The organism is Arthrobacter sp. Ms25 (assembly GCF_059090365.1).
This window is the reverse complement of the sequence record NZ_JBNHFP010000004.1, coordinates 380,411-401,126: the sequence shown is the minus strand read 5'-3', so window position 1 is coordinate 401,126 and position 20,716 is coordinate 380,411. Positions and strand designations below refer to the sequence as shown.

The following is a 20,716-nucleotide window of genomic DNA, read 5'->3' as shown; positions in this document are numbered from 1 at the left end:
TCTGCCTGACGGCTGGTCCGGTGCCGGGAAACTGCAGCGAAAGCTACGAAACGGCTGCCGGGTTCCACTCCAGGGATCGTGCCGAGTCGATGGTTGCCTGGCCCAGTACACGGGTGCCCTGGTAGAGCACCATGGACTGGCCGGGGGCGACTCCGCGCAGGGGCTCAACCAGCCGGACCACAAGCTCTTCGCGGGATTCACCGGTCGATTCGTCCGCCGCTTCTTCCATCCAGCCGGTGGCGGCCACGGGGTCGCCGTGTGCCCGCACCTGGACCATGCAGTCGAACCGGGTCCGGGCGGCGATCTCGGGGATCGGGCGTCCGGCCCAGGAAATCTTGATGCCGCGCATCTGGTCGATGTTCAGCAGCTGCTCGGGGCCGACCACGACCTTGTTTTCCTTGGGTCGGATCTCCAGGACGAAGCGGGGCTTGCCGTCCGCGGCGGGCGTGCCGAGCTTCAGGCCGCGGCGCTGGCCCACGGTGAACGCGTTGGCACCGGGATGGGTGCCCAGCTTCTCCCCCGTCTCGTCCACGATGTCGCCCTCGGTCATGTTGATGCGCTCTTCGAGCCAGCCGCGGGTGTCGCCGTCGGGAATGAAGCAGATGTCGTGGCTGTCGGGCTTGTTGGCCACGGACAGCCCGCGGCGTTCGGCTTCGGCGCGGACCTCGGCCTTGGACGGGGTTTCGGCCAGCGGGAACATGCAGTGCCGCAGCTGCTCCTCCGTGAGCACGCCCAGCACGTAGGACTGGTCTTTCGCCCAGTCCGCCGCGCGGTGCAGCTCCGGGTTGCCCTCGGCGTTGGTGAGGACCTTGGCGTAGTGGCCGGTGCAGACGGCGTCGAAGCCCAGCGCCAGCGCCTTTTCCAGCAGGGCGGCGAACTTGATCCGCTCGTTGCAGCGCATGCAGGGGTTGGGGGTGCGGCCGGCGGCGTACTCAGCGACGAAGTCGTCCACCACGTCTTCCTTGAACCGCTCGGAGAAGTCCCAGACGTAGTACGGAATGCCCAGGATGTCGCAGGCGCGCCACGCGTCACGGGAATCTTCGATGGTGCAGCAGCCGCGGCTGCCGGTACGCAGGGTGCCCGGCATCCGGGACAGCGCAAGGTGGACGCCGACGACGTCGTGCCCTGCCTCCACTGCCCGTGCCGCGGCCACGGCGGAGTCCACTCCGCCACTCATTGCTGCCAAAACCTTCATGAAGTAAAACCTGTTCCTGCTGTCTGGATGCTGCTTACGTGTCCGGCCATGCCGGCTTTCTTCGCCCGCTCATATGCTTCGGGAAGGGCCTGCAACAAAGTGTCAACGTCTTCGGCGGTGGTTGTATGCCCGAGGCTGAACCGCTGCGCTCCGCGCGCCTCCGTTTCGGTCAGTCCCATCGCCAGGAGCACGTGCGAGGGGCGCGGCACGCCGGCGGTGCAGGCAGAGCCGGTGGAGGACTCCACTCCCGCCAAATCCAGGAGGAAAAGCAGGGAGTCCCCTTCACAGCCGGGGAAGGTGAAGTGGGCGTTGCCCGGCAGCCGGCGCCCGGCGCCGTCGTCGTCCCGCGCGCCCCGCAGGACGGCATCCGGAATGGCGCGCTCGACGCCGGTGATGAGGTAGTCCCGGAGCGTGCGCAGGCGTTCGGATTCGTCCTGCAGGTGCTCGGCTGCATCCTGTGCGGCTGCGGCGAAGGCTGCGATTCCGGCGGTGTCCAGGGTGCCGGAGCGGATGTCCCGTTCCTGCCCACCGCCGTGCTGCACGGGCGTGAGCTTGACCGAACGGCCTACCACCAGCGCGCCCACACCCACCGGACCGCCGATCTTGTGGGCACTGATGGCCATGGTGTCCAGCCCCGCGGCACGGAAGCCCACGGGGAGGGCACCGAAGGCCTGGACGGCGTCCGAATGGACGGGCACGCCGTATTCGTGGGCCAGGGCGGTGATGGCTGCGATGTCCTGCACGGTGCCGACCTCGTTGTTCGCCCACATCGCGGTGAGCAGGGCCGTGCTGTCAGCGTTGGCCTCCAGTTCCCGGCGGATGGCTTCGAGGGAAATCACGCCGTCGCGGTCCACCGGGATCCACACCGGCACCGCGCCTTCGTGCTTCTCCAGCCACTCGACGGCATCCAGCACGGCATGGTGTTCAATACCGGAGACCAGGATGCGGTCACGCACCGGCTCGGCATCCCGCCGGGCCCAGAAAAGGCCCTTGACGGCCAGGTTGTCGGCTTCCGTGCCGCCGGAGGTGAAAATAATCTCCGAGGGATGGCAGCCGGCGGCGGCGGCGAGGATTTCCCGGGAGTCCTCCACGACCATCCGGGCGCGGCGGCCCGAGCCGTGCAGGGACGACGGATTGCCGCTGCGGCTGAGTTCTGTGGTGAGTGCGGCGAGGGCCGAAGCCGAAATCGGCGTGGTCGCCGCGTGATCTAGATACACGGGCACCAGCCAATTCTAGCCGCCGGAGCGCCTGCTGCCGATTCCGGCGGCTGGGACTTTCCGAACGTTCCCGGCGGAGCGTGCCGTTTCACGGCGCAGCGTTTGCCTCCCCGCGCCGGGCGGTCGTGGCAGAATGGCCGCGATGGTGCTTCAACCGGCGGATTACCGGGCCTTCCCTCCGCGCCTTAGCCCGGGGGAACCTTTCGCGCGCGGCGCTTTTCTTGCCGGGCTGGCCGCCGTTCTACTCCCCCTGAGTCCTGGTTCGCGGCTCCTGGTGGCGGTCGACGGCGTCGACGGCGCCGGCAAAACGACTTTTGCCGACGATCTGGCGTGCGTTCTCCGCGGCGACGGCGGCGGCACGTATGGCAGCCAGGGACGGCACCGGGCCGGGGCCCCGGGAGTGCGGCCCTGCCGAGACAAACGCGCACCGGAAGCGGTATGTCGGCGGACAGCGGCTCTATTTCACAGCTGCTGATCCGGCGGCGCGGGCGGATCTGGTGCTGGACAACAGCCGGGCAGACACGCTGCGGGTTATCAACGGCAGCGAGGCCGGCTATCGGAACCACGGGTAACCGTCCGGACCTCCGAAGCAGCTCACGGCGGGCCTGAAGGATCGGTCGGTAGAATTGGCGCACTTGGCCCGGCGGCTCCGCCGGAACAGGCACCGATGTACGGCCCGCCCGCGGCGAGAGGAACCACTTTGAGCCCGTCAGACCCGACGCTCTACGACGTCCTGGGGCTGACCCGCTCAGCATCGGCAGCGGAGGTCAAAGCCGCCTACCGGAAGGCGGCCCGGAACGCCCATCCGGACCAGGGCGGCACGAGCGAGAGCTTCCACCGGGTCACGGAAGCGTACCGGGTGCTTTCGGATCCGCGGCAAAGGGCAGAGTACGATCTCCGGCTCGGCCGGGGCACGAACGCAGGCAGCCCCGGCAGCACTTCCGGCTCGGCGGCCCGCCGGGCCTCCGGGCCCCGGCCTGCCCCGGAAGGGGCCGCTGCGGACCTGAACCGTCCGCCGGCCTTCGTCCCGGACTTTTCCCCGAAGAATCTTCCCCTCATTCCCCTGGCCCTGGCCGGACAGCAGGTCCACGGCGAACCGCGCCGCCCGGGGTTCCTTGCCCGGATCGGCTCCAACGCCGCGGCACGCTTCGACGCGGAGAACCGGACCATCCGCCTGCTGGAACGTGAGCTGCTGGATGAATACCCGGCCGCACGCCTGGTCAACGGCCTGCACATTCCGGATGCGGGACCCCGCGGCGGCAACCTCGAGATCGGCCATGTGCTGCTCGGCGGCTACCGGATGGCGGTCCTGGGTTCGCTGATGGCCTCGCCGGGCAACTACCGGTGGGACGGGCAGCATCTCCTGCACCGCGGCCGGGACGTTTCCACCCTGCGCCTTGCGGACGCGGTGCGCACCCTCCAGGCCCGTTTTCCGGAATGCAACGTCTCGGGGTGGCTCGTCCTGAACAGCCCCAACGGCAATCCCTTCGAGCCCATCGTCGATTACCCGCCGAGGCTGAGCCGCTCGGCACCGGCGACGCTGCACGTCGCCAACCCGGGCGGCCTCTTGCGGGAGCTGCGCCGGTTCTTTGCCGAAGGCCCCTCTCCGAGCACCGTCCAGCTGCCGGTGCTGGCGCCGTTGATCGACGCCTCCGCCCGGTGACCGGTGCGTGGGGTCTCCGGCACCGGGCATAGGATGGAGCTGTGTTCCGTATCCTCTTCCATTCCCCTGAAATCCCCGGCAACACCGGAAACGCCATTCGCCTTGCCGCCATCACGGGAGCCGAGCTCCACCTGGTCGAGCCCCTGGGCTTCAGCCTGGAGGATTCCAAGCTGAAGCGCGCCGGCCTGGACTACCACGACCTCGCCGTCCTGCATGTCCATGCGAACCTGCAGGACGCCTGGGACGCCCTGAAACCCGAACGCGTCTACGCCTTCACCTCGGACGGTGACACGTCCTACACGGATATCGAGTATCGTGCCGGAGACGTCCTGATGTTCGGCCGCGAGTCGGTCGGGCTTTCGGACGAGGTGAAGAAGGACCCGCATGTCACCGCCCGGGTACGGCTGCCCATGCTGCCGACCCTGCGCTCCCTGAACCTTGCAAATTCCGCCTCCATAGCCGTTTACGAAGCCTGGCGCCAGCACGGTTTCGCCGGTGCCCAGCTCTAGCGAAGGACACATCCCATGCCAGAACTCCACATCGGCAACGCGTTCGACGACGGCGCCGCCGACTTCGAGCGGCTCGCCCCTTCGCTCTGGAATCCCATGGGAAACGCCCTCGTGGCAGCAGCGGACATCACGCTCGGCGACCGGGTCCTGGACGCCGGCTGCGGCACCGGTGCCACCACCATTCCGGCTGCGCAGTTCACCGGCCCCGACGGTGTGGTCGACGGGGTGGACCTCAGCGCAGAGATGCTGGCCCTGACCCAGGCCAAGGCAGACACGCTCTCACTGAACAATGTCTACCTTGCGCAGGCCGATCTCACCTCGTGGCAGACAGATGCCCCGTATGACGCGGTGGTCTGCGCGTACTCCCTGTTCTTCCTTCCGGATATGGATGCCGGCGCCGCCCACCTGGTCTCCCTGCTTCGCAGCGGCGGCCGCTTCGCCCTCAGCACGTGGGCCGAAGGGTCCTGGGAGCCGTTCCGGGAGCTGCTGTGGAAAGCCTGCCTGCAGGAACGGCCCGAGCTCGAGTCCCTCCCCTCATCGGGAGCAGACAACGCGCGGCGGCTTCAGACACCGGAGCAGCTCACGTCCTGGCTCGAGTCCCTCGGCCTCACGGAAACCACGGTGGTCCCCACCCCGGGACGGGTGCAGCTCAGTCCGTCCCTCGCCTGGGCCCTGGTGCTCGGCGGCGGCTACCGGATGCTGCTGCCCGAGGATCCGGCAGCCGTGGAGCGGGTCCGCACGGCATTCCTTGCAGAGCTGGGCGATGACTTCGAACTCAATGCCGACACGCTGATCGCCACCGCCGTCCGCCCCTAGCGCCGCACACGGCTGCAGCCGGCCGGCGGTGGCCGCGAACGGTTCCTAGAACCCGGCGATGGTCTCCGGCGTGTTCACGCCCACCGCGTGGAACGTTTCGGCGCTGGTGCCCGCCGGCAGTCCGTGGCGGCGGGCGTTTTCCTGTAGGAACCGGCGGACCGAGGCGTCCATGCCCTCGAGGTCCGGGTGTTGGCTCGCGTGCACACGGATGGCGGCAAGTTTGACGTCCACAGTGGAGCTGACGTCCACGGCGGTGTTTTCCCGTCCGCGCGGCGCACCGTAAAACCAGAGCCAGGGCACCTTGTACGCTTCCAGCCCCTGCTCCGCGAGTTCCGGATAGGCAAAAGGATTCTCGGCGGCCGGGTAGACCGCGCGGGTGACGATCTCGCCGCAGGCCAGGTGGTCGGGATGGCTCGCCTGGAGGCGGTCCCAGTTCCGCTCCGGGTGCATGGACAGCACGACGTCGGGCCGTACCCGGCGGATCTGTTCCACTACCCGGGCGATCACCGAGTGGTTAACCTCCAGGTAGCCGTCCCGCTCCCCCAAAAACACAATGTCCCGGACCCCCACCTGCCGGGCGGCTTCCCGCTGTTCCCCGCTTCGGAGTTCGCTGACGCCGTCCCGGTCGGACGGATCAAAGCCACCGGCATCGCCGGAGGTCATGATGCAGTAGGTGATCTCGGTACCCTCGCGGGCCCAGCGGGCCAAGGTGCCGGCCGCGCCGAAATCGATGTCGTCCGGATGGGCCGCGAAGGCCAGGACCCGGGCAGGTATCTGCTGCGCATCCATTTCAGGCCCTGCGCTTGCGGATCTCTTCGGCGGCCTGGGGCAGTACGGAGAACACGTCGCCGACAATGCCGAAGTCCGCGATCTCGAACACCGGAGCGTCGGCGTCCTTATTGACGGCGACAATCACCTTGGCGGTCTGCATGCCGGCCTTCTGCTGGATGGCACCGGAAATGCCGGCGGAAATGTACAACTGCGGGGAGACGGTCTTGCCGGTCTGGCCCACCTGCGCGGAATGTTCGATCCACCCGGCATCCGTCGCTGCACGCGAAGCGCCCACCGCTCCGCCAAGCAGGTCCGCCAGTTCCTCCACGGGACCGAAGTCCCCGTCCATGCCGCGGCCGCCGGCCACGATCACCCGTGCCTCGGCCAGTTCCGGGCGCCCGCTCACGCGCTTGCCGGAGCGTCCGGTGATCCGTGCCGCCGGGCCGGCGTCGGTAAGCGGCACCTCCACGCGCTGCGGAGCGGGGGCAGCCGGATCCGCCGCCGCGGGCTCAACGCTGTTGGCCTTGACGGTGATGACCGGGATTCCCGTCCGTACCCGGCAGGTCGACGTGTAGGACCCGGCCAGCACCGACTTGGTGACCGCAAGGTCGGGAGCCACGGCAACGGCATCGGTAATGACTCCGGAGCCCAGCTTGATCCCGGTGCGGGCGGCGATCTCCCGGTCTTCGAAGGAATTGCCCAGCAGGACCGCGGCGGGCTGTTCGAGCCGGGCAGCGTCCGCCAGGAAGGCTGCCTTGGCAGCCACCAGGACGCTGTCCAGTTCCCCTGCCGGTTCGTAGACCTTCACGGCGCCGTGGGAGGCCAGGGCCTCGAGCATGGCCGGATCCGCACTGTGCGCGGCGGCGACCACCGGTTCGCCCACGGTGCCGGCAAGGGTCAGCAGTTCGCGGGCAGCCCGCGGCAGGGGCAGTGCGGGGACATCAAGAAAAACCAGGACGGACGCCATGATGCGCTCCTTCGGGACGTAGGCGGCGGCGCCTGCGGAGCGCCGGTTTCGAGCAGGGAGAAGGCTTAGATCAGTTTCTGTGCGGCGAGGTAGTCCACCAGCTGCACGCCGGCGGTGCCGTCGTCGGTGACGATGGTTCCCTGCGAGCGCGGCGGCCGCGGAGCGGATGCGGCGACTGCCGTCCAGGCGCCGTCGAACCCGACCTGCGCCGGATCCACTCCGATCTCGGCGAGCGTGAGCACCGTGACGGGCTTCTTCTTGGCCGCCATGATCCCCTTGAAGTTCGGGTAGCGCGGGCTGTTGGCCTGGTCGGTCACCGAAACGAGGGCCGGCAGGGGTGCTTCCACGGTCTGGGTGAAGGAATCGCCGTCCCGGCGGGCCGTCACCACCGGAACGCCGTCGACGTCGGCCACTTCCAGTTCAGAGGCAAAGGTCACCTGGGCCACCTGCAGACGTTCGGCGAGCTGGGCGGGAACCAGCGAGGTTTCACCGTCCGTGGACGCCATCCCCGTGATGACCAGGTCCACCGGCCCCTGGATCTGCTCCACGGCACGCACGGCCGCGGCAAGGGCGAGTGAGGTACCGGCCGCATCGGAACCGGCGAGGGCGTCGTCCGCCAAATGCACGCCGGCATAGGCGCCGATCTGCAGGGATTTCTTCACCGCGTTCACGGCTGCGGCCGGACCCATCGCCAAGGCGGTCACCCGGTTCCCGGCTGCCTCCCCTCCGCGGGCCTCGGCCAGCTGCAGCGCAGCTTCGAGGGCGTACTCGTCCAGCTCGGAAAGAATGCTCTCGCTGCGGTCGAGGGTGTGCCCGGGACCGGTCAGATGCCGGTCGAACTGCGCGTCGGGGACATGCTTGACCAGAACAACAATGTTCAGCGGACGGGTGGCTGACTCCTGCATGCGGCGCCTTTCCGGTAGGAAATTCGGTTCCGGCGGCAAAGAAATGCTCCCGCCGACGCGCACCGCTCAGGAACGGTGCGTTTAAAGCTAATCACACCCTGGCCGGGCTTTCCCCTCGACGCGGAGGGAAGGCCCGGACACAGGAGAAGGGCCGCCCCGGGATCTTCCCGGAGACGGCCCTTCCCGCCGTGCTGCCCGCAGCTTCGATTAGCCCGGGCGTGCTGCTATTGATCCGCCGAATTGCCGAGCGTGACGTCGGCACTGTCCGCTTTGCCCCCGCGGGTGTAATCGATGGTCGCCTTGCCGCCGGCCGGCTGCATGCGGATCGCGGCGGTGAGCGACTGGGCATCGGTCACGGGGATGCCGTTCACCGATGTGACTACGTCCCCCTGGCGCAGGCCTGCCTTCTCACCGGGCGAACCCGGCACAACCTCGGCAACTTCGGCCCCCACGGTGAACGTCGACGCCGAGTCGGACGCGGTTGCCGGGGTGACCGACACGCCGAGGTAGCCGTGCGTAGCCGAACCGTTGTCGATGATTTCGTCAGCGACCCGTTCTGCGTAGCTCATGGGAACGGCGAAGCCGACGCCGATGTTGCCGCTGTCCTCACCCGCCGAACCCGAAGCCGCGGAGGCAATAGCCACGTTGACGCCGATCACTTCGCCCTCGCTGTTCACCAGCGCGCCACCGGAGTTGCCGTGGTTGATGGCGGCATCGGTCTGGATGACGTTAAGGAAGATCGAGCTCTCTGCAGTGCTCTGGTCCTGCGACGATCCGTCCGGCGGAGCGAAACGGAAGCCGAAACCGTTGTCCTCGGGCTCATCGGAATTCTCCGATTCCTCCGGTGCGGCTGAGGACTGCACGCTGATGGTGCGGTTCAGGGTGGAGACGATGCCGTCCGTGACGGTCCCGGACAGGCCAAGCGGAGCGCCGATGGCAATCACGGTGTCCCCGACGTTCAGCTTCCCGGAATCCCCCAGGGACGCGGGCGTGAGGTCATCGGCGTCCACCTTGATCACTGCCAGGTCCGACACGGGATCCGTGCCGACGATGGTCGCGGTGAGTACCCGCCCATCGGAGGTCTGGACTTCGACCGCGGGGTCCGCGGCGGTTCCTCCGAGCGTCACCACGTGCGTGTTCGTCAGGATGTGGCCGTCATCGTCAAGGATGATCCCGGACCCGGTGCCGGTGCTGCCCGAGGCTGCCACCTCAATGGTCACGACGCTCGGCGCGGCTTTCACTGCTGCCGCGGTGACTGCGTTGACGCTGTCTTTATCGTTCACCACGACGGTCTGCGGCTGGCTGGCCGAGCCCGCCGTACTGCTGTCCTCCATGAGGGTGTTGGCGCCCACGGCAACGCCGCCGCCCAGCAGTCCGGCCAGCACCATGCCGGCCACCAGCGTTCCGGCCCCGAACTTCCTCGTCCGGGATCCGCCCGCCGGCGCGGTTCCGGCCGGAGCGGAAAATGCCGTGCCCTGGCCAGCGGATGCATACGGTGAAGAACCGTGAACGGGACCGTAGGTGCCGGGACCGCCCGCCGCTTGTCCGTGCGCTTGCCCGGAGTCCGCCGACGGATTAACCGGTTCACCGGAAGGGGAGGTCTGGTCCCCCTGCGCCGTGCTCGGGAACGACGGCGGTGCGGGCGGCCGGGGAGGCAGCGGACGCTCGCCTGTTCCCCCGTTTTGCTCAGTCATGTGGGTTGTCCTTTCACCATTCGGTTTACCCATGGTCTAGCCACATCGTTGTTGTAACCACTATGACAGTGCAAGCTGGGACATACGAGGACAGTTGCTGGACATCTGCTGTGAACATCCCGAATATCGGCTACGGGCATCCTGCCGGGAACGCAGCGGCAAAGGTGCAGGTCAGGCGGCCGTGGCCGACACCGGAGGCCCGTTCTCCGACCTGCGGCCCGGTGGACGCAGCATAGGGCGGCCCCTAGAATCGGTACCAAGGTCCACGGCCGCACATGCTGCCTCCACGGCCAACGCCGAGCAGAAATAAACCGAAGGATGTTTTATGCGGTCACGGAACAGGTTGGCGGCCGTACTCGGCCTGAGCACGGTGACGGTCCTGGTTCCCGCCGCTGCGTTTGCCGGGTCTGCCGGCCCTTCCCAGGTCACAGCCGCACCGGCTGTCCGCATTCCGTTCGAATCCCCGGTACGGATACCGCCGGGCGAATACGTCGTTGACCCTGCCGATGTGCTGGGCAGCGATGCGTCCGACGTGGAAGATGCCATATCGGAGGTGCAGCGAAACACCGGATACACGCTCTACGTTGTCTATGTCGACTCCTTCACCTCCCCCTCGGATCCTGCCGCCTGGTCGGAACAGGTGGTCCGGGGCAAAGGCATGGGTGCCCGGGAAGCGCTCCTGAGCATTGCCACCGAGGATCGGAAAATCGAGGTTGCCACCGGCGACCAGAGCGTCCTGAACCAGGCACGCCGCAATGCCATTCTGGCAGCGGCCACCGATCCCCTGCTGGGCTCCCAGGACATTTCCTCCGCCCAGTGGGCCAACAGCGCAGTGAACGCTGCCGAGTCGCTGGAAGATATTGCCCGCGGCGGAAACGGAGAAGTTGCGGCCGCGGAAGAATCCGGCGGAGCCGACATAGCGCCCCTGCTGGTCGGCGGCGTCGTGGTGGCCGGCGGACTGGGAACAGCGCTCCTGATCCGCAGCCGGCGCCGCAAGTCCGCTGCAGCCGCACCTGTCCAACGGCAGGGCCCGGCGGCACCCGCGGACCCCCTGGACACCCTGAGCGTTCCGGACCTGCGCAAGCGCGCCGGCAGCCTGCTCGTGGCAGCTGACGACGCGATTAAGTCCAGCGAGCAGGAACTCGGCTTCGCCATGGCCGCCTACGGCGAAGACGCCGTCACCACGTTCTCCCAGGACCTGGCCGCTGCCCGCGCCCACATGGGCGAGTCCTTCAAACTGCAGCAGCAGCTCGACGACCATATTCCGGACACTGAACAGCAGCAGCGCACCTGGCTGAAGGACATCATCCGCCGCTGCGAGGCGGTAAACGAATCGCTGCAGGCACACAAGGAAGAGTTCGACTCCCTTCGAGAGCTCGAGAAGAACGCCCCTGCCGCTTTGGCGGCAGCCCAGGCTGCCGCTGACCAGACCGCCTCCCGCCTGAGCGCCGCGGCGGCGACCCTGGATTCGCTGCGTTCCCGCTATGCCGCCTCCGCGGTCAACCAGGTCAGCGACAACATCGACCAGGCCCATGAGCGCCTGGCGTTCGTATCCAATGCGGCCGCAACGGCGAATGAAAAACTGGCCGAAGGGGACACGTCTTCGGCAGTGGTTTCCGTCCGGGCGGCTGAGGAGTCCGTCCACCAGGCCAACGTGCTGCTGGACGCCATCGACAAGCGCAGCCGGGAACTCGATGCCGCGCGCCAGGAGCTCCAGCGCGCCGTGGCCGACGCCAACCAGGATCTGGCCTCCGCCGGTGCCATTGCCGCAGGCGGAACCGCACCCGGTCTCGCCGGGCCGGCAGCAGGGGTCCGGGCTGCCCTCGATGCCGTCAACCAGTCGATGCAGGCCGGTCCCTTCGACCCGGTGGACCTGCTCCGCCGCCTGGAGACGGCCAACAGCCAGCTTGATGCCGCCCTGGAGGGAATCCGGGACCGCCAGGACCAGGAGCGGCGGGCACGGGATTCCCTGCAGCACGCCATCATGGCCGCGCAGGCCCAGATTTCCGGCACCTCGGACTACATCCGCGCACGCCGGGGCGGGGTCGGCAGCGAGGCACGGACCCGGCTGGCGGAGGCTGAACGCAATCTCCAGCAGGCGGTCGCCATGCAGGCCGGCGATCCCGTCAGTGCACTCGCCTATGCCCAGCAGGCCAATGCGCTGGCCGCGCAGGCAGCGGACATGGCGCAGCAGGACGTTGACGGGTTCGGCGGCGGCTACGGCGGCGGCGGGTTCGGCGGCGGGGGCAACGGGCTGGGCGGCGCCATCCTAGGAGGCATCCTCATTGATTCCATTCTGCGCGGCGGTTCGCACGGCGGCGGTTGGGGCGGCGGCGGGTTTGGCGGCTTCGGGGGCGGCGGGTTCGGCGGCGGTGGAGGGTTTGACGGCGGCGGGTTCGGCTCATCCGGCGGAAACTTCTAGCCGGTACGGGCCAAAGACGCGAAAGTACACCAAGATGTACCCGTAACGCCCCCGGGCGGAGGCGGGATTTTTCCGAACACAGCAGATTGAAAGGCAGACACCGTGGTTAAGCAGTCGATTTTCGGACGTATTACCCAGTTGGCCAAGGCCAACATCAACGCCATCCTCGACCAGGCCGAGGATCCGCAGAAGATGCTCGACCAGATGGTGCGCGATTACAGCAACAACATCGCCGAAGCCGAGAGCGCCGTCGCGCAGACAATCGGCAACCTGCGGATGCTTCAGGACGACTACAACGAGGACATCCAGAACGCCCAGAACTGGGGCAACAAGGCTCTGGCAGCGTCCCGCAAGGCCGATGAATTCCGTGCCGCCGGCAACACCGCTGACGCCGAGAAATTCGACAACCTCGCCAAGGTGGCCCTTCAGCGCCAGATCGCCTCCGAGAATGAAGCCAAGGGCGCCCAGCCGACGATCGCTTCCCAGGAAGAAATCGTTGAACGTCTCAAGGCCGGGCTGAACCAGATGAAGGGCAAGCTGGATCAGCTCACCAGCAAGCGCGATGAATTGATCGCACGCGCCCGCAACGCCTCGGCCCAGACACAGATGCACGAGGCGATGAAGAGCATCGATGTCATGGATTCCACGTCCGAGGTTGGCCGTTTCGAAGAGAAGATCCGCCGCGAGGAAGCCCGCGTCCGCGGAGCCAACGAGCTCGCCGCCTCCAGCCTTGATGCACAGTTCGAGTCCCTCGAGGATCTCGGCGAGCAGACCGAGGTGGAAGCCCGTCTGGCGGCCCTGAAGTCGTCGGGCTCGAAGCAGTCCGCCATCGAGGACTGATAGACACAGCCGAAGGGCGGGCACCGGCAGCGGTGCCCGCCCTTCGGCTGTCCGGCCTACCTCTCCTGCTCCTGCGGTCCGGTCCGGTGCCGACCGTTACGCTGCTGCCGGGCGCGGCTTCGCAGCGCACGGCTTCGCAGCAGGAGAGGAAGCAGCAGCCAGAGCATCGCCACGAGCACGGCGACTACTGCAGCAGCTACGGCGCCGGCGGCACCGGAGAGCACGATATCGAACACGAGGCCGATGGTGCCGACCAGAATCAGGCCGACCAGGGCCAGGGTGACACGCAGCAGCAGGTCAGCGCTGTCCACCAGGTTCCGCTTGATCCGCCGGTGGAAGAAGGTCCGGTGCATCACCACCGTGGACAGCAGCAGCGCGGTGACAACTACCGACAGCACCACCAGGGACAGGTACACCCCCACCTGGACCGGGTTCAACTCCGTGAAGCGCTGCTGGAACGGCAGCGTCAGCAGGAACCCGGTCAGGATCTGGATTCCTGTCTGGAGCACCCGCAGTTCCTGCAGCAGGTCCGTCCAGTTCCGGTCCTGTTTCTGCAGCGGGGTTTCCCCGCGGTCCGGGTCCCGCTGCGCCGGGGTATCGCGCATACGGGGAGTCTAGTGTGCCCTCCGGCAGACAAAACAGAAGTCCCCCGAGGTTCCTGACGGATCCTCGGGGGACTTCCTTTGGTTGCGGGGGCAAGATTTGAACTTGCGACCTCTGGGTTATGAGCCCAGCGAGCTACCGAACTGCTCCACCCCGCGGCGCGATATTTAACTCTACCCGCTGCAGGACAAGGACGCAAACCGGCTCTCCTGTGCTTCTATCGTGGAGCCGGCCAGGCGGCGGAGCGCAGGTGCGCTCCGCCGCGGGCCGTTAGCTGCCTTCGCCGTCCTCCGCCGGCTCAGTGGACTCCGGTGCTTCGGCGTTATCTCCGCCCGCTGCACCCTCCATCTGCTCCTGGGCCTCGGTGGCGCGTGCAATGGCGTCCTGGAGCCGGTTCTGCGCCTCGCCGTACGCCGCGAAGTCACCGCGCCCCAAGGCGGCCTGGCCGTCCTGGATGGCCTGTCCGGCGTCGGAAAGCGCTGTTGCCAGATCCGACTGGGCCGTGGCGTCCGCCCCGCCCTCCGGAGCCGGCGGTGTGGCTCCGACATTGCCCGCGTCCCCGGTGTCCGCACCGGAGTCGCCGCCGAAGATCTGGTTCAGCGCTTCGTCCAGGGTCGGCGCGAAGCCGACCTTCTCGCCGAAATTCACCAGCACCCGCTGCAGCGTCGGATACGATGCCTCACCGGAGGACTGGACATAGACCGGCTGGACATACAGGATGCCGTCGCCGACCGGCAGCGTCAGCAGGTTGCCGTTGATGACTTCCGAGGCACCCTGGCGAAGCAGGTTCAACGCGTTGGAAACGGTGGGGTCGGAGTTGAACGTGTTCTGTGCCTGGCCCGGGCCGGGAACGGCCGTATCCGTGGGCAGGGACAGCAGCCGCAGCTTGCCGTAGTCCTCACTCTTGACCCCCTGCTCGCCCGTGCCTGCATCCGCTTCCGCCGACAGGAAGCCGTACAGGACGTTGCGCGGATCCCCGCCTTCGTTCACGAACGGAATAAACGGCGTGGTCAGGGAGAAGGTTGCTTCGTCCTGGCCGGGCATCTGCAGCGACAGGTAGTACGGCGGCTGCTTGATGTTGCCGTTGCCGCCCGTAGGATCGGCCGGAACACTCCACGCGTCGTCGTTCTGGTAGAAGGAATCCGGATCGGTCACGTGGTACTTGCCGAGCAGCTCACGCTGCACCTTGAACTGGTCTTCGGGGTAACGGACGTGGGCCATCAGATCCGCGGACATGTCGCTGTACTTTTTCAGGGTGGAGGGGAAGACGCTCTGCCAGGACTTCAGCAGCGGATCCTCGTCATCCCAGGCGTACAACTCGACCGAGCCGTCGTAGGCGTCGACCGTGGCCTTGACCGCGTTGCGGATGTAGTTCACCTGCTCCTGCGGCAGCGCCGCGGCACCGGGGGTCAGCGAGTCGGTCGTCGCGTCCTGCAGCTCCTGCTGGGTGGAGTACGGGAAGTACTTGCTGGTGGTGTATCCGTCCACGATCCACTTCACCCGGCCGTCGATGACGGCAGGGTAGGCATTGGAGTCAACAGTCAGGTACGGGGCAACCTTTTCCACGCGTTCGCGGGGGTCGCGGTCGTAGAGGATCTGCGATTCCTCGTTGATCGTATCCGCGAGGAGCATCTCGGTGGACTGGAACTTGATGGCGTAGACCAGCTGGTTGAAGAAGTTTCCAACACTGGGTCCGCCGTCGCCGGTGAAGGTGGTCTGGGATTCCTCTTCCGAGTTGCCCGTCTGCGGACGGTCGATTTCCACCGGGGCGGTGCCCTCCGGTGCGCCGACCACCGAGTACTGCGGCGAGTTTTCGCCGAAGTAGATCCGCGGTTCGTACTCGCCGCCGTCGGTAAGGACACCGGTGGAGGGGATGCCGGACTCCATGAAGCTCGGCTTTCCGTCCGCACCGACCGTCGAACCGCGCGCTGCCACCACGCCGTAGCCGTGGGTGTAGAGAATGTGTTCATTGACCCAGCCGGAGGGCACGCCGCCGACATTGAGTTCACGGACGGCGATGACCGTGTCCTGCACCTCGCCGTCGATCTCGTACCGGTCCACGTTCAGCGTCTGGGGGAACTGGTAGTACTGGCGGAACTGCTGCAGCTGGCCGAACGCGTCGGAGACGACGTTCGGGTCCAGGAGGCGGATATTCGCGGTGGTACCGGCGTCCTGCGCGAGGGCTCCGGCATTGGCATTCACCGTGGCGTCGTAGGGGATGACCTCGGTTTCGGTCAGGCCGTAGGCCTCCCGCGTGAGGTCGATGTTGCGCTGGATGTATTCGCGTTCAAGGCTCAGCTCCGACGGCTCCACCTGGTAACGCTGGACAATCCAGGGATAGACGCCGCCCGCCACAATGGCCGTGATGATCAGCATGGCGGTGCCGATGATGGGCAGCCGCCAGCGGCCGATCACTGCGGAGAGAATAAAGAGAATGGCAACGATCACCGAGGCGACAGCCAGGATGGCCTTCGTCGGGATGACGGCTTCAACGTCCGTGTAAAGGGCGCCGGTCCATTTTCCGGACGTGCTCAGCAGAGTGTCGTAGCGGTCAAGCCAGAAGTTGACGCCCTGCAGGATGAGGAACGCTGCGGCAATGACGGCCACATGGAGGCGGGCGGGGCGGCTCACGAACACGCCCTTCTCCTCCAGCCGGATGCCGCCGTAAAGGTAGTGGGTCAGCAGGCCGGCAATCCCGGCGATGACGACCACGCTGATCAGGAAGCTTACGAGGAACCCGATAAACGGCAGCGTATTCAGGTAGAAGCTGTAGTCCATGTTGAACTGCGGATCGGTCTGCCCGAAGTCACGCCGGTTGAAGAAGAGCAGCGTCTGCTGCCACATGGACATGGCAGCCGTGCCGGCAAAGCCGCCCACGACGACCGGGATGCCGATCATCAGCAGCTTGCGGATCGGTTCCAGCTGGGCCTGGTAGCGGTTCAGGTTGTCCTGCAGTGCGCTGTCGGGCGCGTAGATCGGCCTCGAGGTGTAAGCCACGCGGATGCTGGCGAACACTCCGGCGGCCATCACCAGGAAGGCGGCCAGGAACATGGAGATCCGGGTCAGGTTCTCCTTGATGAAGACTTCCAGGTAGCCCAGCTGGTCATACCAGAGGACATCTGCGTAGACCTGGGAGAAATACACAAAGCCAATAACCAGTACGGCAACGACAATCAGCGTCGCGACCAGCGGGCTGCGCCGCCGTCGCCTGCCGACGGCCGTGGCCGTACCGGGTCGGGAAAATGGGCCGTTTGGTCCGGAAGTCACAGTTACCTCATCGTTCGATGCGTCGGCTCGCGGCCTTCCCGGGATGCACCGGCGGGAGCCTTGCCGGGCCGCGTCTTCCGCCCTGTGTTCCCGCTGGATGGCCGGAAAGCCGTCCATAAGCCATTCTGCCTTGGATTGCTCTTTGGCTGCCACTTCCACCCGGTGCCGTAAACAACCTTGTCCCGATCGTAACTAGGCCGGGCCATCCACCACTAGGGGGTGCACTGAGGCAGGTCCGCCGCGCTTGTGCCGGCGGCAAGCTTTTCGACCGCCTGGACAGCCTCGTCCAGGGTGGACACCCGCACCACGTCCAGACCGTCGGGGATATGCCCGACAACTTCGCCGCAGTTATCCGCGGGTGCGAGGAAATACTCCGCACCGGCGTCGGAGGCGCCGATGAGTTTCTGCCGGATCCCGCCGATGGGACCGACGTTGCCTGCCGCATCGATGGTCCCGGTGCCGGCAAAGTGCCGTCCGCCCGTCAGCGGTTCCGGGGTGAGGCGGTCCACGATCCCCAGGGCAAACATCATTCCGGCAGAGGGGCCGCCCACCTGTTCCATTCCTGCGCCGATGCTGACGTCGAAGGGGAACTCAAAGGACGTCGCCAGTTCAATGCCCAGCTGGTAGACGCCCGAGTCGGACCGCCGGGGCGTCACGGTTTCCGTGACGTCGTTTCCGTCCCGCCGTACCGTGACCTCCGCGGCCGAGCCGGCGCCGTCGTTCAGTACCGAGCGCAGGCTGTCGATGCCCTCGATGGGGGTGTCCCCCACCGCGGTCACGGTGTCTCCGACCTGCAGCGCCCCCTCGGCCGGCGAACCCTCAACCACCGCTGCGACGGTAAGTTCCTGGGTAAAGCCGATGTCCAGCTGCGTCAGGGCGGCGGCCACCGCCGACTCCTGCGACGACGTCATGGCGGCGGCGTTTTCCTCGTCCACCTCTTCGCTGGTGGTCCCCGGGGCATAGAGGAACTCGGTGGGATAGACAACGTCGTCGTTGTCCGCCCAGCCGCCCACGGCCTGGAAGATGCTGATATTGGTGCTGGGCCCGCCGGACACGTAGACCGTGGTCAGGTCCAGCTCGCCGTCCGTGGGATAGCTCTGGCGCCCCTCGATCTCGATGATTTCGGCGTCCCCGGTGCTTCCCAGCGTGTTGAACGTCGGCCCGGGTGACTCGACGACGTACTGCGCGGGCAGCAGCAGGCCGGCGGCGCCGAGGACGACGGCGAGCGCTCCGGAGACGATGATCGCGCGGGAGCGGGCGGTGCGTTTCGCCGGCGCGGGGCGGCCGGGCCCCAGACCCTGGTAGGGGTACACGGAGTAGCTGCCGTCCGGCTGCGGGGCCGGGACGGGAGGCTCCCCGGATGCGGAAGTGCCCGGCACACCCTGCGCCGCGGTCCTGCTGTCGTCATGAGAGGGGCGCAACTGACCAACCTTTTCCTGCGCTCGTGTGCTGTGTACTCGTGTGCTGAATGAAACTCGTGTGCTGCATGAAGCCGGTGCTGCATGAAGCCGGTGCCCGCTGTGGGGCTGCCAACCCTGCAAGCCTACGCCCGGCGCCCGTTCCGGGCGTGCAGGGCAGGCTTTGCCTACAGCGAACGAAAACAGGCCGTGCGGGACATTGCTTGGCCGCTGCCGGTAACGTGGTGGGAATATGCTCGGCGGTGCCGGGCATCGACGCTAACGCAGTATTTTCCGCTTTATCTTCTTCCACAGGACCGGTGGTTATCCCATGAGCTCCAATCCATCCGACCGCGGGGACGACCCGCAGGATCCGCTGTCCGAAATGCTCGCGCGCCTGTTCGGCGCCGGCGGAGCGGGCGGCATGGACCCTTCCGAGCTGGCAAAGGCGGCCGGACTGCCCTCGGACCCCAACGCGATGGCGATGATCTTCCAGCAGGTCCAGGCCATGTTCAGCTCCTCCTCGGACGGCCCGGTGAACTGGCAGCTGGCCAAGGACAACGCCCGGCGGGTAGCGGCCACCGGCAGCGACCCGTCCACCAGCCCGGCCCAGGCCCGCGAGGTTGACGAAGCCCTGCATCTGGCCGAGCTGTGGCTGGATCCCGCCACTGATTTCGCCTCCACTGCGGGCCTCGGCCGTGCCTGGTCACGGGCGGAATGGGTGGAAGCCACCATGGACTCCTGGCGCCGCCTGACCGAGCCCGTGGCCGTGAGCATCTCGGAAGCACTGTCCAACGCCATCACCGCGCAGATGCCCGAGGAAATGAAGTCCATGATGGGCGGGGCGTCTTCCATGCTCGCCAACATGGGCGGGGCCATGTTCGGGATCCAGCTTGGCCAGGCAGTGGGAGCACTGTCCAAGGAAGTCGTCAGCTCCACCGATATCGGCCTGCCGCTGGCCGAAGGAACCATGGCCCTGCTGCCGGCCAACGTGGCCGCCTTCGGTGAAGGTTTGGATGTCCCGGAGGCCGAGATCCGCCTCTACCTCGCGGTCCGCGAAGCTGCGCACGCACGCCTCTTCGCGCGGGCCCCGTGGCTCGCGTCGCATCTGTTCGGCACCATCGAAAGCTACGCCCGCGGCATCCACATCGATGTGTCCAAGATCGAGGAAGCGGCCCGGGAGATCGACCCGTCGAATCCTGAGTCCATCCAGTCCGCCCTCTCCGGCGGGGTCTTCCAGCCCCAGCGCACGCCCGCGCAGGACGCCGCCCTCGAACGGCTCGAGAACGCGCTTGCCCTGGTCGAAGGCTGGGTGGACGAAGTCACCGCAGCGGCCACCGCGAACCTTCCCTCGGCGGGCGCCCTGCGTGAAATGATCCGCCGCCGCCGTGCCAGCGGTGGTCCGGCGGAGCACACCTTCGCCTCCTTGGTGGGACTGGAACTCCGTCCCCGCCGGCTGCGTGATGCCGCTGCGCTGTGGGCACACCTTACGGAGGAACGCGGTATCGAAGGCCGCGACGCCATTTGGGAGCACCCTGACCTGATGCCCACCTCCGAGGACCTGGACGATCCGCAGGGCTTCAGCCGGCGGCGCGAACTGCTCGAAGCTGCGGACTCCGATGTTGATGCCGCCCTGCAGCGGCTGCTCGAGGGCGGCTTCGATACCCCTGCGGAGGGATCGGAGGAATCCGCTCCCGAGGCCGGAAGCACCGGCGCGGACGAGGGAAGCGACGAAGGCGACACCGGCAACGGAACCGGCGGGGACGGCAGGCCCGGCGCCAACTGAGACCCGGACCCGACCGCTCCGCACAGCTACTCCAGAGGCAGCAGCCTCTGGAGTAGCTGCGTTAAGGACAGGTCAGTCCTCCCCCATCTCCCCTTTCAGGCCGCGGGCACTGGCGAAGGCAGCACCGGAGAGGAACGCCTTGGCCGTCTCCGTCTGCGGATAGCCTTCCAGCAGGCGCCAGAAGGCCGGTCCGTGTGAGGGTACAAGCAGATGGGCGAGCTCGTGAAGCAGCACGTAGTCGACCACCCATTGGGGCATGCCCTGCAGTTTGTCGGACAGCCGGATGGTTCCCCGGGCGGGAGTGGCCGAGCCCCAGCGGGAATTCTGGTTGCTGACCCAGCGGACGGACGCGGGCCGGGCCCGGCCGGAGAGATAGGTCCGGGACAGCTCCGCGGCACGCTGCATCAGGTCCCCCTCGCCGGCGTCCGGATCCGGTCCTGCCGCTACCCGGTCTTCAAGCCTCGCCGCCATTTTGCGCACCCATTCGGCCTCCTGTGCTGCGGAGAAATGTGCCGGAATCGAGATCAGGGCCACCCCGTCCCGGAAGACGGCATTGACGGTCCGCTTCCGCCGCGCCGACCGCCGTACCTGAATGGGTATCCCGGTGCTGGTGACGGCCGGAATGGAAGGATCAGCGGTTTGGTGCGGGGAAGGCATATTGCAA

General features: G+C 67.2%; 17 protein-coding genes and 1 tRNA gene. 7 read left to right on the top strand and 11 right to left on the bottom strand.

Features of this window, described 5'->3' with window-relative positions; translation table 11 throughout:
• Positions 1–43 precede the first annotated feature (43 nt).
• Both mnmA and AC5RT8_RS13430 read right to left on the bottom strand, forming a co-directional pair.
• Entirely contained in the window at positions 44–1,195 is a 1,152-nt protein-coding gene (gene mnmA / locus AC5RT8_RS13435) for a tRNA 2-thiouridine(34) synthase MnmA (protein ID WP_494096198.1), read from the bottom strand.
• Positions 1,192–2,418: a cysteine desulfurase family protein gene (locus AC5RT8_RS13430; RefSeq protein WP_494096197.1), complete on the bottom strand. Its 1,227-nt coding sequence runs from the start codon at positions 2,416–2,418 to the stop codon at positions 1,192–1,194. Before AC5RT8_RS13430 ends, mnmA begins: the two co-directional genes overlap by 4 nt.
• A 356-nt stretch (positions 2,419–2,774) precedes the next feature.
• Between AC5RT8_RS13430 and AC5RT8_RS13425 the strand changes: the two genes are divergently transcribed.
• From AC5RT8_RS13425 to AC5RT8_RS13410, 4 genes are all read left to right on the top strand, one after another.
• Positions 2,775–2,984: a hypothetical protein gene (locus AC5RT8_RS13425; protein WP_494096196.1), complete on the top strand. Its 210-nt coding sequence runs from the start codon at positions 2,775–2,777 to the stop codon at positions 2,982–2,984.
• Between the two features lie 128 nt (positions 2,985–3,112).
• Positions 3,113–4,075 carry a J domain-containing protein gene (locus AC5RT8_RS13420; RefSeq protein ID WP_494096195.1) on the top strand — a complete coding sequence of 321 codons (963 nt, stop codon included), beginning with the start codon at positions 3,113–3,115 and terminating at the stop codon, positions 4,073–4,075.
• Positions 4,076–4,116: 41 nt separating this feature from the next.
• Positions 4,117–4,584 carry a tRNA (cytidine(34)-2'-O)-methyltransferase gene (locus tag AC5RT8_RS13415; protein WP_494096194.1) on the top strand — a complete coding sequence of 156 codons (468 nt, stop codon included), beginning with the start codon at positions 4,117–4,119 and terminating at the stop codon, positions 4,582–4,584.
• 15 nt (positions 4,585–4,599) lie between these two features.
• A complete protein-coding gene (locus AC5RT8_RS13410; protein ID WP_494096193.1) occupies positions 4,600–5,400 on the top strand; it encodes a class I SAM-dependent methyltransferase in 801 nt (266 codons plus the stop codon).
• 45 nt (positions 5,401–5,445) lie between these two features.
• Here the strand turns inward: AC5RT8_RS13410 and AC5RT8_RS13405 are convergent, their stop codons facing one another.
• The 4 genes from AC5RT8_RS13405 to AC5RT8_RS13390 all read right to left on the bottom strand — a co-directional run bounded on the left by AC5RT8_RS13405 (position 5,446) and on the right by AC5RT8_RS13390 (position 9,737).
• Complete coding sequence (locus AC5RT8_RS13405; protein WP_494096192.1) at positions 5,446–6,189, bottom strand: PIG-L deacetylase family protein; 744 nt, start codon at positions 6,187–6,189, stop codon at positions 5,446–5,448.
• Between the two features lies 1 nt (position 6,190).
• Positions 6,191–7,138: an electron transfer flavoprotein subunit alpha/FixB family protein gene (locus AC5RT8_RS13400; RefSeq protein WP_494096191.1), complete on the bottom strand. Its 948-nt coding sequence runs from the start codon at positions 7,136–7,138 to the stop codon at positions 6,191–6,193.
• A 65-nt stretch (positions 7,139–7,203) separates the two neighbouring features.
• Positions 7,204–8,043, bottom strand: a complete 840-nt coding sequence (locus AC5RT8_RS13395) for an electron transfer flavoprotein subunit beta/FixA family protein (protein WP_494096190.1) — start codon at positions 8,041–8,043, stop codon at positions 7,204–7,206.
• Between the two features lie 224 nt (positions 8,044–8,267).
• A complete protein-coding gene (locus AC5RT8_RS13390) occupies positions 8,268–9,737 on the bottom strand; it encodes a S1C family serine protease (protein ID WP_494096189.1) in 1,470 nt (489 codons plus the stop codon).
• Between the two features lie 325 nt (positions 9,738–10,062).
• On the opposite strand from AC5RT8_RS13390, the gene AC5RT8_RS13385 reads away from it, so the two are divergent.
• Both AC5RT8_RS13385 and AC5RT8_RS13380 read left to right on the top strand, forming a co-directional pair.
• The gene (locus tag AC5RT8_RS13385; RefSeq protein WP_494096188.1) at positions 10,063–12,159 is read left to right on the top strand and encodes a TPM domain-containing protein; all 2,097 of its coding nucleotides are present in this window, start codon (positions 10,063–10,065) and stop codon (positions 12,157–12,159) included.
• A 102-nt stretch (positions 12,160–12,261) separates the two neighbouring features.
• The gene (locus AC5RT8_RS13380) at positions 12,262–12,999 is read left to right on the top strand and encodes a PspA/IM30 family protein (RefSeq protein WP_494096187.1); all 738 of its coding nucleotides are present in this window, start codon (positions 12,262–12,264) and stop codon (positions 12,997–12,999) included.
• 56 nt (positions 13,000–13,055) lie between these two features.
• Here AC5RT8_RS13380 and AC5RT8_RS13375 read toward each other — a convergent pair whose 3' ends face one another.
• The 4 genes from AC5RT8_RS13375 to AC5RT8_RS13360 all read right to left on the bottom strand — a co-directional run bounded on the left by AC5RT8_RS13375 (position 13,056) and on the right by AC5RT8_RS13360 (position 18,290).
• Entirely contained in the window at positions 13,056–13,604 is a 549-nt protein-coding gene (locus tag AC5RT8_RS13375; RefSeq protein WP_494096186.1) for a DUF6328 family protein, read from the bottom strand.
• 79 nt (positions 13,605–13,683) lie between these two features.
• Positions 13,684–13,760, bottom strand: a tRNA-Met gene (locus tag AC5RT8_RS13370).
• A gap of 112 nt (positions 13,761–13,872) precedes the next feature.
• Positions 13,873–16,869 carry a UPF0182 family membrane protein gene (locus tag AC5RT8_RS13365; protein WP_494096185.1) on the bottom strand — a complete coding sequence of 999 codons (2,997 nt, stop codon included), beginning with the start codon at positions 16,867–16,869 and terminating at the stop codon, positions 13,873–13,875.
• 212 nt (positions 16,870–17,081) lie between these two features.
• Positions 17,082–18,290 carry a YlbL family protein gene (locus tag AC5RT8_RS13360; RefSeq protein WP_494096184.1) on the bottom strand — a complete coding sequence of 403 codons (1,209 nt, stop codon included), beginning with the start codon at positions 18,288–18,290 and terminating at the stop codon, positions 17,082–17,084.
• Between the two features lie 307 nt (positions 18,291–18,597).
• On the opposite strand from AC5RT8_RS13360, the gene AC5RT8_RS13355 reads away from it, so the two are divergent.
• Complete coding sequence (locus tag AC5RT8_RS13355; RefSeq protein ID WP_494096183.1) at positions 18,598–20,052, top strand: zinc-dependent metalloprotease; 1,455 nt, start codon at positions 18,598–18,600, stop codon at positions 20,050–20,052.
• Positions 20,053–20,124: 72 nt separating this feature from the next.
• On the opposite strand, the gene AC5RT8_RS13350 is transcribed toward AC5RT8_RS13355, so the two are convergent.
• Positions 20,125–20,709 carry a M48 metallopeptidase family protein gene (locus AC5RT8_RS13350; RefSeq protein WP_494096182.1) on the bottom strand — a complete coding sequence of 195 codons (585 nt, stop codon included), beginning with the start codon at positions 20,707–20,709 and terminating at the stop codon, positions 20,125–20,127.
• Positions 20,710–20,716 lie beyond the last annotated feature (7 nt).

Coding starts and splice junctions, on each gene's coding strand:
- AC5RT8_RS13425 (WP_494096196.1), top strand. CDS start 2,775: ATGGCAGCCAGGGACGGCACCGGGCCGGGGCCCCGGGAGTGCGGCCCT.
- AC5RT8_RS13375 (WP_494096186.1), bottom strand. CDS start 13,604: ATGCGCGATACCCCGGCGCAGCGGGACCCGGACCGCGGGGAAACCCCG.
- AC5RT8_RS13350 (WP_494096182.1), bottom strand. CDS start 20,709: ATGCCTTCCCCGCACCAAACCGCTGATCCTTCCATTCCGGCCGTCACC.
- AC5RT8_RS13405 (WP_494096192.1), bottom strand. CDS start 6,189: ATGGATGCGCAGCAGATACCTGCCCGGGTCCTGGCCTTCGCGGCCCAT.
- AC5RT8_RS13395 (WP_494096190.1), bottom strand. CDS start 8,043: ATGCAGGAGTCAGCCACCCGTCCGCTGAACATTGTTGTTCTGGTCAAG.
- AC5RT8_RS13385 (WP_494096188.1), top strand. CDS start 10,063: ATGCGGTCACGGAACAGGTTGGCGGCCGTACTCGGCCTGAGCACGGTG.
- AC5RT8_RS13390 (WP_494096189.1), bottom strand. CDS start 9,737: ATGACTGAGCAAAACGGGGGAACAGGCGAGCGTCCGCTGCCTCCCCGG.
- AC5RT8_RS13400 (WP_494096191.1), bottom strand. CDS start 7,138: ATGGCGTCCGTCCTGGTTTTTCTTGATGTCCCCGCACTGCCCCTGCCG.
- AC5RT8_RS13410 (WP_494096193.1), top strand. CDS start 4,600: ATGCCAGAACTCCACATCGGCAACGCGTTCGACGACGGCGCCGCCGAC.
- AC5RT8_RS13355 (WP_494096183.1), top strand. CDS start 18,598: ATGAGCTCCAATCCATCCGACCGCGGGGACGACCCGCAGGATCCGCTG.
- mnmA (WP_494096198.1), bottom strand. CDS start 1,195: ATGAAGGTTTTGGCAGCAATGAGTGGCGGAGTGGACTCCGCCGTGGCC.